Below are 13,384 nucleotides of genomic sequence, written 5' to 3' on the forward strand. Positions count from 1 at the left end.
CCGAACTCAGTAGTGAAATGCGTTAGCGCCGATGGTAGTGTGGGAGTTCCCATGTGAGAGTAGGACATTGCTAGGCTCCTATTAAGAAAGCCCGTTACGAAAGTGACGGGTTTTTTGCTTATCTGGATTTAATATATCTATCTCAAGTTATACTTTCTATTCGTTAAAACACTACTTTCACTAAAGGAGTAAAATTTTTAATACTCTTCATAAGTGAAATGCTTAGCGTCGAAGGTTGAAAGTGTGTGGGAGGGTTTTCTGAATAAGGTAAAGATTATTTTCATGAATAATCTTTACCTGTATTTATAAAAGTCTATTTGAATATTTATAATTAGAAGGCATTAATTAAGTCGTTAATTATTACTCTGCTTGTTCTGCGTCTCGAATGCGTTCAAGCCGTGCTTGCTCTTCTTCATAAGCGGCTTTTATTTCTTCAATTACCATATCCACATCGGCAGATTCATTATTCTCTTCGAATTTACCTGTTAGGTGAGTTTCTGGAGTCAGCTCACTTTTTTCGTATAGCGCCCACATTTCTTTTGCATAATGGCTTTTAAGTAGATCTGGAGCAAATTGACCATAATATGTGGTCATATTATTAACATCTCGTTCTAGCATTTTACGGGCGTTATTATTTGCCGCAGCATCTACTGCCTGGGGTAAATCAATAATCACGGGCCCGTATTCATCGACTAATACATTAAACTCTGAAAGATCACCATGAACCACCCCTGCACAGAGCATTCGCATAATATAAATCATTACAATTTCATGATCTTCTCTAGCTTGCTCTGCATCCATAACAACATCATTTAAACGTGATGCTACATTGCCTTCTTCATCGGTGATTAACTCCATTAATAACACGCCATCAAAACAGCCGTATGGCTCTGGAACGCGTACACCTGCAGTTGCTAAAAGATACAAAGCATCCACTTCGGCATTTTGCCAAGCTTCTTCTTGTTGGCTTCTACCGTATTTAGAGCCTTTTTCCATGGCACGGGCTCTGCGGCTATTTCTACTTTTACGGCCTTCTTGATATTGAGCCGCTTTTTTAAAACTACGTTTGTTCGCTTCTTTATATACTTTTGCACAGCGTACTTCATCGCCACAGCGAACTGTGTAGACAGTGGCTTCTTTTCCACTCATTAATTGACTGATCACTTCATCAACTAAGCCGTCATCAATCAGAGGTTGTAATCGTTTTGGTGTTTTCATTTAATAGCGACACTTAAAGTCAGTTTTGATTAAGGTGATCGTAGAAGACAGTATTGCTGTCTTTCTTAGATTCATTGTGATCATTTTGGCGAATTGCTCCAAGGATCAAAAGGCTTGTCTGTATGATAGTCAGTACTTATTTGACGTTGTTTTGTATCAACTTTTTTATGATTTTTATTATGCTCATTTTTGTTAAATGAGTGATTGTTATTGGTTCGCTTTGTTTTGGGTGTCGGAGCTTGACCTAAAATTAATTGTTTAGGCTCGCGTGGCTTTTGATGAGCTGGAATAATACGTTGACGAGGCGGAATTTCGTATTGTGTATCATCTGCTTTAGGTAAATTCTTGTAATTATATAAATAAAACCGTTCAATTTTCTCTCGTGCCCATTCTGTTTTCCGCAAAAACTTTAAGCTAGAAGCGATAGTCGCTCTGTTTTTAAAGCAATTTATATTGGTATATTCCGCTAGTATTTCAAAGCCGTAGTGACTGACTAATTCATTTAATAAGGTATCAAGTTTTAAACCATGTAATGGGTTGTTTAACTGTTCGTTGTCGGTGCTCATAAATTTATTGAATATATTATTAAGTGAATGATTTAATTATATACTGCTGAGCAGTTAAGATCAGAAAATGAAGCAAAATAATAGTTAGATAATTGAGATTAATTCGTTATGCTATTTTGTATGATAGTTGTATCAGGTTTACAATAATGGGTAATGTGCTAAATCGTATAAAAATTAAACCAACGTTATTCATTCTTTATATTCTGCTATTAAGCTTTTTATTCATTGGTTGTGAAAAACCTGATGTTTTACGTGCTCATGGTCAACATCAATTGACCTCATCTGCTTTAGTTGACGCTGATATATCAAGTGATGGTAAATATTCAGTTATTCTAGACGTTAAAAACACCGTTTCACTTTGGCAAAACTCGACTTATTCGCATATTAAACAATGGCCGAGCACTATGTTCACTCACCAGCAGTATTATGTGATGTTAGCAAATAACCACCAGTGGCTTGTTGTTGCAGGTAAACACTCGGTTACACTCATTTCGGTAAACGGAAATCTTAAACCTCTTACTTGGCGAGTCAAAGGTTTTGATCCTGACGCAGAAATTAGCCAAATATTAATTAACTCAATGGGTACGAAAGTTATTATCGGTCTTACTGAAGGCAGTATCGTTGTTGTAGATATAAGTAATAGTCTGAAATCGCAATTTGCATTACATGATGGTCCCGTTAATCATTTAAATTTTAGTGATAATGAACAAAAACTTGTCTCAGCTTCACTTGATGGTCAAGTAATAAAGTGGGATTTAGCATCAGGTAAAGTGATTTGGAGCAATGAGCAGCCTTTTAGGATCACTAGCTTGGCATTTGATGACTTATCTCAACGATTATTTGTGTCAGATGCCCTAAATAATCAAACGTTTTTCTCTATTAATAAAGGTCAAGAAATTTCATCTTTAAGTTATTTCGAACGAAATCGTTACTTCAGAGAAGCACTATTTTTATCGAGCGCTAAAAAATTATTAACCTCTTCATCTAAATATCAAATTTCATTATGGGACGTTATGTCAGGTAAAGAAATCAGTCAGGGTGAAATTAAAGCCTATAATTTTGGCAGTACCGTATTAGATTTTGCTGTAAATGAGAACGATGATGTTCTAACGCTCAGTTCTGATGCGGTATTAGAGTTATGGCCAGCTTCATTATTTAGGTAAGTTATTAACGTTACAATAACTACATAAGAAAAACTTTTCTCTAAATCCTTTATTGTTTGCTTGTTTTTTATTTAAACATGCGTGTTTTTTTATCGACCAATAATATTGTGACATCTGTTTTTCAAAATATATAAAAAATAGTGTTAAGGTCAGTGATAATAAAGGTATATAAATTAACGAACTAACAATACTTGATGGATAAATAACATTTAGGGTTATAGGGATAAAAACGATTAAAGTTGATAACCCTCGATAAAGATATTTAATAATGGATAAAAGCATAATTCCCTCTAACTTCACTTCAGTAATTGATTGATGCAAGCATGTTAGTGGTAATTTAGGTGAGTTTCAAAAGGATTATATTCACACTAAAGATGAATGTGATTCATCTATTTATTAATTGAAGTTTAAACATTTGAATCGATCATATTAGGTGACTTTATTAACCAATTTAAGAAACATTGAATATCATGTCGGTCTTTGTCTTCTTCACGGTAAACTGCGTAAAGAGCCCGACCAAAAGGAACTGTTTGATTAAAAGGATCGATTAACACCTTTCGGTTTATTAATGAGTTTTCTATTGGTATTAGAGCCAAACATAGCCCTAGTCCTTGTTCTGCGGCATGTAATGATGATTCATAACTGTTAAAAGTTAAATTATGCTCTACAGTAATTTTTTCGAGTCCGGAAGCTTCAGCCCAGGTTTGCCAAATGTTATCCATACTCGTTAAATCAATTAACGGAATATCTTTTATTTGCTCTATCGATGTTAATTGGTGCTTATCGGCAAATTCTTGAGAGCATAAAGCTGCAACTTTAATATCAACAAGCTTTTTCATGCTTACATTCGGCCAATCTCCGTTGCCTATTCTAATGGCTAAATCAAAGTCTTCGTAGCGAAAATCAGTGAGGTCTAACCCTGTTTCAATGCGAATACCTATCTCAGGATGTGCTTGTTGGAATAAGCCTAACTGAGGCAAAATGACATTTGTTGCCATGGTTGCAAACGTTGAAATTTTAAGATTTGGGGATAAGTATTTGCGTTTTACTGCCTTTGTACCTTGTTCAATTTGATCTAGCCCTTGTTGAATATAATTTAAATACAATTTACCGGCTGAATTTAATTTTACTCCTCTGCTTTTTCGAATAAATAAAGGCGTTCCAATGTATTCTTCTAAAGATTTGATTTGGTGACTGACTGCTGAAGGTGTTAGAAAGAGTTCTTCGCTCGCTAACTTAAAGCTTTCCAAGCGCGCGGAGGATTCAAATATCGAGAGTAAATGTAGGGGAGGGAGTTTTTTAGCTTTAGGATTAGCCACAATTGAATTCCATTTAAATTAAGCAAGTAAAAAGTAACGTCTGCATTTTTACCATAGTATGCTTGATAATGTGAATGTTATTGATGAATTTAATTTATCTATTAATCATTCGTTTTATTTATGTTAACCATTAAAGCTCACAAGCGTTAGTGATTTCTGTTTAGGTAAAGGTTCGTGTGTTTTTATTGGTATTTAGATATTCTTTGTGACACATTATTTATCAATTAAACGAGGAAACTAAATGGCACATTTTACCCTTAAAATCACTTTTCTTTTTTTAATACTAATCTTACAAGCTGGTTGTACTGTCGTTACAGCAACCGTTGGTGTTGCGTCTGCTGTGGTGGGAGGGGCGATTGAAGTGGTTGATACAGTAACCCCTGATATTCTGGACGATGACGATGACGAAGAAGATGAACAAAATAAACATTAGCATTCATTTTACGGTTATACACCTACACCTGAAGATAAACTGGAGCTTTCATTAATCTTAAGTTTTTAACCTTATTTTTACTGTTTGTTTTATCTTTAAATAATGCAAATATTGCTTGGTTTTAATGATTAACGCTATGCTTTTTCTTTATTTATTTTTCACTGTTTTTTCGTTTAGGCATTCAATAAAGCTGAAATAGTTCTGATTGAAAATCCACTTTTTAAACGCTAAACTCTCGAAAAATTACCCATCCAGATTCGAAAATGAAGGCAGTACATGAATAAACAGCACGTTTACCCTATAGGTAAGCCAGGTGAAGCTTGGGGAAAGGAAGAAAAGCAGCAATGGTTTGAGCTTCAATCAATAAAGCGTTCCTACCACGATGACGTTATAACGAAAATTAATGACTTAGCGAATAATTTTGAGATCGAACAATATGGTGCTTTGCCTATTGATGAAAACCGTTACCCCTTGTTTATCTTAAAAAGTAAAACATTTGATCCTGCTAAAAAAACAGTGCTGGTAACGGGCGGCGTGCATGGATATGAAACCAGTGGAGTTCAAGGCGCTTTATTATTTGCAAAAGAACATGCACATCGATATGAGTCAACTTTTAATTTTCTTATCGTGCCGTGTTTGAGTCCATGGGGATATGAAACTATTAACCGCTGGAATCCTAATGCTATTGATCCGAACCGGTCTTTCTATAAAAACAGTCCTGCTGAAGAGTCTGCTTCTTTAATGTCTTACCTAGAATCGTTAAAGGTAACCTTAATTGCTCATTTTGATTTACATGAAACCACTGATTCAGATAACGCTGAGTTTAGACCTGCACTAGCTGCTCGTGATGCAACTGTTCACGATAATTGGAATATTCCTGATGGCTTTTATTTAGTGGGTAACACACTTGAACCTCAAGCTGAGTTTCAAAAAGCGATTATTGAGAACGTTTCAAAAGTCACTCATATTGCAGAGGCTGATGAAAATAACCAATTGATTGGTAGTCCAGTGACTCAACACGGGGTGATTAATTATTCCGCCAGAAAATATGGTTTATGTATGGGGTTGTCCGACGCTAAATATGTTACGACGACTGAAGTGTATCCAGATAGTCCATCCGTAAGTAGTCAGCAATGTAATGTCGCTCAAGCGGCCGTAATAACCGGTGGATTAGAGTATATTTTATGCCATGAAACTCTTTAGGCTCTAGAGTAATAAGAGCGTTTTGTTGATTTAACGCACGATATAAACGTATTAGCGCTTGATAATACAACTAAACATGGTATTTTCCATTTAATTTATTTTATAGAGAAAAAGTTTATGCCTAAGGCAAGTGATATTAAAAAAAATGCAGCAATTGAACACAATGGTAAAGTATTAATTGTTAAAGATATTGAACGTTCTGTCCCGCAAGGAAGAGCAGGTGGTAGTTTATATCGTATGAGAATGTACGATGTAGTCACTGGCGGAAAGGTTGATGAAACCTTTAAAGATTCAGAAATGCTTAACTTTGCTGATTTAAGTCGCCGTGCGGCAATGTTCTCATATATTGATGGTGACGAATACGTATTCATGGATAATGAAGACTATACGCCTTATAACCTAAATAAATCATCTATTGAAGATGAAGTGGTGTTTATTACTGAAGCGACAGAAGGTTTGTCTGTTATTCTTGTGGATGGTTCGCCTGTAGGTGTTGATGTCCCTGCTAGCGTGGAACTTGAAATTATTGAAACAGACCCATCAATAAAAGGTGGCTCTGCAACTGCTAGAACCAAGCCTGCTATTTTATCAACGGGTTTAACGGTGCAAGTTCCTGAACATATCTCGACCGGTGATAGAATTAAAATCAATACTGAAGAGCGTAAATTTATGGGACGTGCTGATAAATAATTATTGCGTAAAGTTTACTGTGAAATCTTCAAAAAAAGGATATATCTATTATAGATATATCCTTTTTTGCTTAGAACATGCAAAAAATCTAATGGCTAGCCTTGTAAACATTAAAGTTTATTTGTTCTACTTTTAAACGGCCTAATAATGCACCGATACTAAACAGAGCCATTACTTGAAAATACAGACTGTTAATTAATATCTCAACGTAATTCAATTCATAAATATTCACCCAGGAATGCATCATTAAGTAAATAGTCATAAAAATGCTAATAAAAACAAAAGAAGTAAATACAAACGCTGTTTGCTTATTTCTTTCATGCTCACTCTGATAAGGATCTCGTTTTTTACCGTATAAATTTGCCATCGCTATAATAGTAAATAAAACATTCACTAGAGTAACCGTCGCAATTTTTATACTTGCATCACTATTAAAGGTGAAATCACTTAGATACAGTTCAAAAAGTATAAAAATGAAATAGGTAAATACGACTAAACCAACGTGATAAGGCGATACAAAGTTAAATACCCGTCTAGGTTGAAGAACTGCTTTCCTATTGCTTTGGCTATATTGGTTACGCATTAATTTTAGATGCTTATGACCTAATATTTCTAATATAAATAATGGCAAAAATTGAACCATACCAAAGAGTAAAGGTAAATCATCTAATATGTTTAAGTGTTGTTTAAAGTCTGTAACGACATAAGCGAAATAAAAAATAAGCCCTAGACCGAAAAATGCAAACAGCCAATTAACAGCTAAATAAATATTCTTTATTGTATTGATGCGTTTGCTTGGAACTGGGTATAGCTTAGGAAACTCATGTTCCGGGCAATGAGTTAGCACGTAATTAATGCGTTTAACAACTTGCTTGGGATAAAAGTACGAAATTAACCATACTTGGCTAATTAATGCTAAAAGTATAATAACTATTATGCTCATGATTGTTCCTTAATGTTTGTTGTTCATCACGTTAGTGAAAGCTTTTCTAATTTCAGAATCAGTTGCCCCTGATGTTCTTAGTAATGACACTGTTTCTGCCAATTTTGTTGTGATCCAATGGTTAATATCAAAGTTTGTATGGTGGATTGCTTCTTCATGAATAAATGTTCCTCTATAACCTTTTGATTTTATGACTGAATCTCTTTCCAATAATTGATATGCCTTAGCGACAGTTTTGCTATTTATATCCAAATCATTGGCTAATTGCCGAATTGACGGTAGCGCATCACCCGGTTTAATTTTTTCTGATTGTACGGCTGATTTAATTTGCTCTACTAGTTGTGCAAATATTGGTAGCGAATCTTCAATATTAATTTCAATATCCATAATCACTCATGTTAGTTGTTCCATTCGATGTAATGGTACAACTGGTTTTTTGGTTTTGCAAGAAAAACTCTAGATAAACTGTGAGAACAGCTCATTCATGCTATAAGTGATTTATAATATTGGTTTTAATGTTTAAAGGAAGGCAAATGGCGGGTTCAAGCTTATTAGTCCTAATTGATGATATTGCGACAGTTTTAGATGATGTTGCTATTTTGTCTAAGGTTGCCGCGAAAAAGACTGCGGGTGTGTTAGGTGATGACCTTGCCTTAAATGCCGAGCAAGTATCAGGAGTTAAAGCTGAAAGGGAGCTTCCGGTAGTATGGGCGGTTGCAAAAGGCTCATTGCTAAATAAATTGATTTTGGTACCTGCGGCGTTACTTTTAAGTGCTATTTATCCTCCCTTAATTACCGTGCTAATGATTTTGGGGGCTTTGTTCTTATGCTTTGAAGGAGCAGAAAAAATTAGCCATAAATTTTTTTTAAACCATGACGATGCTAAAACTAAACATATTGAAAAACTTAAACATATAGCCGATAAAAATGTCGATTTAGTGGCATTAGAAAAAAATAAAATTAAGGGAGCAATTAGAACAGACTTCATTTTGTCGGCAGAAATTATTGTGATTGTATTAGGCTCAGTGACAGAAGAGCCTTTTCAGACTCAAATTTTAGTACTTTCTGGTTTAGCTATTGCATTCACCATCGGTGTTTATGGTTTTGTTGCTGCCATAGTTAAACTCGATGATTTAGGGTTATATTTATTACGAAAATCAGTCTCAGGAAGGTTTAATACATTGCAACGAAGTATTGGGCGAGGAATATTAATATTTGCTCCTTTATTGATGAAAACTTTAACGGTAGTTGGCACAATTGCGATGTTTCTTGTTGGTGGTGGAATTTTAGTTCATAGCTTTACTTGGTTGCATCACAACCTTGAGTCTTTTGTTCAATGGTGCCATAGCTTTGGTGGGAGATTAACCGATATTGTTATGCCTTTTATCTTTGAAGGCTTTATAGGGTTACTTGCGGGATTATTTATTTATATGATGTTTTTCAGCTTTGCTAAAATGAAGTCACAACGGCATTTTTCAAAAAGTAATTGAGTGCTAGAGTTATTATTAAAAAAATAATGTTCTAGAAATAAGTTCTTTATTAGCTATCATTTAAAATACAGCGTAAAATACTCAACCTATCCTTAAGGCTATTTAAGGGTCTTTTGCTTATTTTATTGACAGGATTTACATGAAAAAAACGTTTCAAATCACTCACCCTAAAATTAAACCAGCTCGTCGAGTTGATGCTATTAAAAGTGAAATTAAAAAATATATAAAAAGAGAGCGAAATAAAACCTTACCTGAAGGTGCTGATTATTGGGACTTTGATTGCAAATTTGGTTTAACTGAACCTACGGCTGATGTCGTCCATGTTTCAGCTATTAATAAAGCAATAGATGCAGCGGTTGCTTCAGGTGAAGAGTCATTTTATGTTGAAGTAATGGTTAAAATGGCTAATCGCCAATTTCAAGCCCCAGAAAGTGAGATTGATGAAGCTGATTTTGAAGAGTAAGGTTTCTTCCATCAGTAAAAGTAAATAGCAACTATCATTGATAAAGAAGAATATAACCTAAGTTACAAACTTATTTGAATTTGTATTAAAATGACATTGGCTTTAAGGAACCTTTGAATGACAAGTCAGGCTTCTGCTGAAATTAAAGCGTTTAATAAGGTCGAAATTTATGGTCCAAGTTTCTCAAATTTTGTTCGTAGCATTATGGTGTTATGTGAAGAGTATCAAATTGATTATTGCACAGGTTTAAATTTTGCAGGTGAAATGGTGGAACTTAAAAGTGAGCAGCACTTTAAATTACACCCTTATGGAAAGTTTCCTATTGTTAAACATCAAACCTTCATTCTTTGTGAAACAGCTTCGATATGCCGCTACATTCAAACGACTTTTATGCCAAAATCGTCATTGAATTTCACTACTCATCAAATGGCGCGAATCGATGCGTTTAGTGCCATTATTTCAATCTATCTAGATAAAGCGTTGATTAGAGATTATTTATTAGAGTTTGTTTTTCCGAAAGGAGATCAAGGTAACGTGAGACTTGATGTAGTTGAATCTAGGCAACAAGCAGCTCGTGAGGCACTTGTCATCATAGAAAATGAACTTCAGCAAAGTGATACGCTCAATAATGAGCAGTTATCTATTGCGGACGTTTTACTTGCCCCCATACTTCATTATTTATCTGGGTTACCTGCTCCGTTTAATTTGATTCATGATTCCCTCACTGTGCGCAACTATCTAAATTCATTAATGGCACGTGAAAGCGTAAATAAAATATTGATTGCTCCGAAAAACTGGTAATTATTAATCACTGGAATTGCTGACAAAAATTGACTGATGTGAAAGAGTGTTGTTCTTTAAAGGAAAATTTTTCACAAAGCCAGTCATCGACTATCCTTTCTTAATCATTGGTGTTATTTTTAAAGAAAATAATGCGGTAAAAAATGGAAGAATTATATGTCAATAAGTGCTCATGAATATGCTACGAAAGCTCAAGAATTATGTGTATTACCTGATATTTATCTTAAACTTAAAGAATTACTTGCTGACGATAGCGCAACGCTTGCAGACATTTCTGCTTTAATCTCGTTAGAGCCAGCTTTAGCCTCAAATTTACTCAAAATTGCCAACAGTGCGTTATTTAACTTCCCTAAAGAAGTTGATTCTATAGACCGAGCACTGATGATTTTAGGAATTAAAGAAGTACACACGTTAATTGAAACCTATGGTGTCACCGCGGCATTTTCAGGCTTAGATCCTAATATTGTTGATATGGACAAATTTTGGGAAATTAGTGTTGATTGTGCGTTACTAACTAAATTTTTAGCAAGAAAAATTAAACTTGAAAATGCTGACTCCATGTTCTTATCAGGACTCTTACATAACATTGGTGAGCTGGCAATTGTTCACACAAGCCCGAAAAAAGTTCAGTATTGTGAGGGGTATGATAAAGAGGAGACGCCATGGGATCGCCAACTTGATGCTTTTGGTTTTACGTTTTCACAATGCAGTGCTGAATTATTATCATTATGGCAATTACCAACAAGTATTATTGATCCCATTGCATTATATAAAGATGCCTATAATGAAGACCTTGATAAAAAATCAACGTTACTTTTTATCACGACCCGATTGGCATTGATCAACTCCCATCCTGGTATGTATTCAAAGAAAACTTTTTTAGGTCAACATTTATTAGAAGATCTGTCATTAACCCCTGATGACATTGAGCAAGCGCTTGAGTTTTGTAATGTAGAAGGTATGGCAATTATGTCAGCATTGAATGTTATTTAATTTCTTTGTTTTCATTTAACCGTCATTGATTGTTCATTTAAGTGTAAAATAATTGTCATCTTTTACTTTTATCTTTCCCCTATAAATTATTGTGGAGAGTACAAATGAACAAATTTAATTGGGATGATTTTGATTTTATTAATGATGAAGATTTTTCTGAAAAAGAAACAAGAAATAAAGGAAAAACAAGCAAACGAAAATGGCGCGAAATTGAATCCATTAAAGAAAAGCGTCGCTTGAAAAAGCAAATAGAGGAAATGGAACAATATTCTTTTTAAATGTTAGCTTCTGTTGGTTTTTTTCTAGTAAAAATCACAATAGAAAAGCTAAGTAATAACAAAATATTTTTAATTAAATTGGGGTGTTGCTGATAAAAACTTGTTTGGTTATTTATCGGTATATCAATAACAGAATAACCTTGAATATTCTCTTTAATTTGTGAGCCTTTTATAATATTCCCAAATGGACCTATGACAGCAGTAAGTCCAGTATTAGTTGTTCTCACAAGGTATTTTCGATATTCAATACTTCGAAAGAGGGAAAGGGCCAAATGAACTCGTTTGCCTGCGGTATGATAAAACCAAGCATCATTTGAACTATTGATCAAAAACTCTCCGCCTTGGTCAACACCTTTGGCAGCTGCCCCTGAAAAAACAGCCTCATAACAAATCAGAGGTATCGCTTTGAAACTACTGCCTTGAGAATTTTTTATCTCAAATAAAGTTGATTGATTACCTGGTTGATAATTCGGCGCAAATGGAAATATTTCTCTTAACCAAGGTAATTGTTTCTCGAAAGGTAGATACTCCCCAAAGGGTAACAACACTTGCTTAGCATAATCTTGTTTGACTGAATTCTCTTCAATAAGCTCCATGGTATTAAAATAACCAGCGTTATTGTTGTCAGTTTCAGCAAGGGGTTTAATGGATGTTAACAATAGCGAAGTGTTTTTTAACAAGGATTTGAAAAAGTCTTGATCCTCTTTGTAATAACGATAAGAAATAGGAACAGGTACTTCAGGAAATACAATTAAATCAATGTTTTGTTCTTTTTCTATCTTTAAAAGCAGTTGTTTGAGCTTTTCTTGTGCCTCTAGCCAATCAGCACGTGTTCTATTAGTAATATTGATATTTGGTTGCACAATAGCTAAGCGTAGGCTTTTTTCTTGAGATACATTTTCCTCTTGCCTTGAGCGCTTTATTTCTGCTGGCGTGTCAGTATAAATCTCATACTTTTTATAGAAGCCATAACCAAGATTTGTCATAAATAAAACTAATGCCATGACAAAACATTGCAGTGATTTGGTTTTATTAGTTTTTAATAGACTAATGCCGTTAGCAATGAGTATGTTGATGCAATGAATAAGAAAAAAGACTAACGCGACTCCTCCTAAATCCGCTAATTGAGTAAATATGGGTTGAAGGTATAAAGCATGTGCGAGGTTACCCGGTAATATATGAGGAACGTAATTTACGACGACCGTAAAAATTGTTGCCGAGAAAAAAGCGCCCGATAGTGTTTGGCCAAATTGAAAGCGTACGTGCAGCCAGCATGCACATGCATAAGGTATTGCAGAGATTAGACAAAATATAAAGACAATAGGTAATACAATATTAGGAGCAGAAAACGTGATTGCAGCAACACCGTAAACGGCCCACCAAATGCTGCATAACCAACCTAAAGTAGCGGATAACAATCCCAACATAAAAGCATTACGTAGCGTAACTTTGCTTAGTGCAATAATAATTGGCACCATGGTAAACCAAGTTAATATGGCAAAACCACCGCTAGGAAAGGCGAGGTAAAAGAATAAAACAGAGATTAGCCCAAGAAATAGGCTATAAAATTGATTTTCAATTTTAGTGGTATTTATGGTGTTACGAGGAGTTAGTATAAGTGAAACCTATTTTTTATGACGGTAAAGTAAAGCGATAAAAGCCACGAAAATGACTTGCAAAGCGTTATTCAGTACTGGAACGCTTGAACCGCTGCCACCACCACCTCCGCCGCCACCACCACCTCCGCCGCCACCACTAGCGAGGACTAACGAAGGAAAGGTTAAACATATGATAATAAAAATGGCAGCGATAATGTTTTTCATT

The 13,384-nt window shown here is 34.8% G+C and carries 16 protein-coding genes; 9 read left to right on the forward strand and 7 right to left on the reverse strand.

Translation table 11 applies throughout. The annotated features are described in order from the left end of the window. Window positions 1–360: 360 nt before the first annotated feature. Both Q4493_RS16980 and Q4493_RS16985 read right to left on the reverse strand, forming a co-directional pair. Window positions 361–1,218, reverse strand: a complete 858-nt coding sequence (locus tag Q4493_RS16980; protein ID WP_303455243.1) for a PA4780 family RIO1-like protein kinase — start codon at window positions 1,216–1,218, stop codon at window positions 361–363. A gap of 80 nt (window positions 1,219–1,298) precedes the next feature. Then, complete coding sequence (locus Q4493_RS16985) at window positions 1,299–1,784, reverse strand: VF530 family DNA-binding protein (protein ID WP_303455245.1); 486 nt, start codon at window positions 1,782–1,784, stop codon at window positions 1,299–1,301. 146 nt (window positions 1,785–1,930) lie between these two features. On the opposite strand from Q4493_RS16985, the gene Q4493_RS16990 reads away from it, so the two are divergent. Then, window positions 1,931–2,947: a WD40 repeat domain-containing protein gene (locus tag Q4493_RS16990; RefSeq protein ID WP_303455249.1), complete on the forward strand. Its 1,017-nt coding sequence runs from the start codon at window positions 1,931–1,933 to the stop codon at window positions 2,945–2,947. A 407-nt stretch (window positions 2,948–3,354) separates the two neighbouring features. On the opposite strand, the gene Q4493_RS16995 is transcribed toward Q4493_RS16990, so the two are convergent. Then, complete coding sequence (locus Q4493_RS16995) at window positions 3,355–4,266, reverse strand: LysR substrate-binding domain-containing protein (RefSeq protein WP_303455251.1); 912 nt, start codon at window positions 4,264–4,266, stop codon at window positions 3,355–3,357. Between the two features lie 241 nt (window positions 4,267–4,507). Here Q4493_RS16995 and Q4493_RS17000 point away from each other — a divergent pair, with 241 nt between their 5' ends. The 3 genes from Q4493_RS17000 to yeiP all read left to right on the forward strand — a co-directional run bounded on the left by Q4493_RS17000 (window position 4,508) and on the right by yeiP (window position 6,592). After that, window positions 4,508–4,699, forward strand: coding sequence for a hypothetical protein (locus Q4493_RS17000; RefSeq protein ID WP_303455253.1), 192 nt, complete (start codon window positions 4,508–4,510; stop codon window positions 4,697–4,699). Between the two features lie 276 nt (window positions 4,700–4,975). After that, window positions 4,976–5,902 carry a M14 family metallocarboxypeptidase gene (locus Q4493_RS17005; protein ID WP_303455256.1) on the forward strand — a complete coding sequence of 309 codons (927 nt, stop codon included), beginning with the start codon at window positions 4,976–4,978 and terminating at the stop codon, window positions 5,900–5,902. Between the two features lie 117 nt (window positions 5,903–6,019). Next, window positions 6,020–6,592 (forward strand): elongation factor P-like protein YeiP, encoded by a 573-nt coding sequence (yeiP, locus tag Q4493_RS17010; protein WP_303455259.1) that lies wholly within the window; start codon window positions 6,020–6,022, stop codon window positions 6,590–6,592. Between the two features lie 88 nt (window positions 6,593–6,680). Here yeiP and Q4493_RS17015 read toward each other — a convergent pair whose 3' ends face one another. After that, on the reverse strand, window positions 6,681–7,535 hold the full coding sequence (locus Q4493_RS17015; RefSeq protein WP_303455261.1) for a hypothetical protein: 855 nt from the start codon (window positions 7,533–7,535) through the stop codon (window positions 6,681–6,683). Between the two features lie 9 nt (window positions 7,536–7,544). Then, on the reverse strand, window positions 7,545–7,922 hold the full coding sequence (locus Q4493_RS17020) for a GntR family transcriptional regulator (protein WP_303455263.1): 378 nt from the start codon (window positions 7,920–7,922) through the stop codon (window positions 7,545–7,547). Window positions 7,923–8,068: 146 nt separating this feature from the next. Here Q4493_RS17020 and Q4493_RS17025 point away from each other — a divergent pair, with 146 nt between their 5' ends. The 5 genes from Q4493_RS17025 (at window position 8,069) to Q4493_RS17045 (ending at window position 11,560) form a co-directional block, all read left to right on the forward strand. Next, entirely contained in the window at window positions 8,069–9,025 is a 957-nt protein-coding gene (locus tag Q4493_RS17025; protein WP_303455266.1) for a DUF808 domain-containing protein, read from the forward strand. A gap of 139 nt (window positions 9,026–9,164) precedes the next feature. After that, window positions 9,165–9,488, forward strand: a complete 324-nt coding sequence (locus Q4493_RS17030; protein ID WP_303455268.1) for a DUF6172 family protein — start codon at window positions 9,165–9,167, stop codon at window positions 9,486–9,488. 117 nt (window positions 9,489–9,605) lie between these two features. Beyond that, window positions 9,606–10,289, forward strand: coding sequence for a glutathione S-transferase family protein (locus tag Q4493_RS17035; protein WP_303455271.1), 684 nt, complete (start codon window positions 9,606–9,608; stop codon window positions 10,287–10,289). 156 nt (window positions 10,290–10,445) lie between these two features. Continuing rightward, on the forward strand, window positions 10,446–11,282 hold the full coding sequence (locus Q4493_RS17040) for an HDOD domain-containing protein (RefSeq protein WP_303455276.1): 837 nt from the start codon (window positions 10,446–10,448) through the stop codon (window positions 11,280–11,282). Between the two features lie 104 nt (window positions 11,283–11,386). Beyond that, entirely contained in the window at window positions 11,387–11,560 is a 174-nt protein-coding gene (locus Q4493_RS17045) for a DUF3545 family protein (protein WP_303455279.1), read from the forward strand. Here Q4493_RS17045 and lnt read toward each other — a convergent pair. Next, window positions 11,557–13,176: an apolipoprotein N-acyltransferase gene (gene lnt, locus Q4493_RS17050; protein WP_368506792.1), complete on the reverse strand. Its 1,620-nt coding sequence runs from the start codon at window positions 13,174–13,176 to the stop codon at window positions 11,557–11,559. The two genes, Q4493_RS17045 and lnt, sit on opposite strands and share 4 nt — an antisense overlap. A gap of 9 nt (window positions 13,177–13,185) precedes the next feature. Next, a complete protein-coding gene (locus tag Q4493_RS17055) occupies window positions 13,186–13,383 on the reverse strand; it encodes a hypothetical protein (RefSeq protein ID WP_303455281.1) in 198 nt (65 codons plus the stop codon). Between the last annotated feature and the right edge of the window lies 1 nt (window position 13,384).

Origin of the sequence: Colwellia sp. 1_MG-2023 (assembly GCF_030546755.1) — a bacterium.
In the GTDB taxonomy this organism is placed as follows: Bacteria; Pseudomonadota; Gammaproteobacteria; order Enterobacterales; family Alteromonadaceae; genus Thalassotalea_H.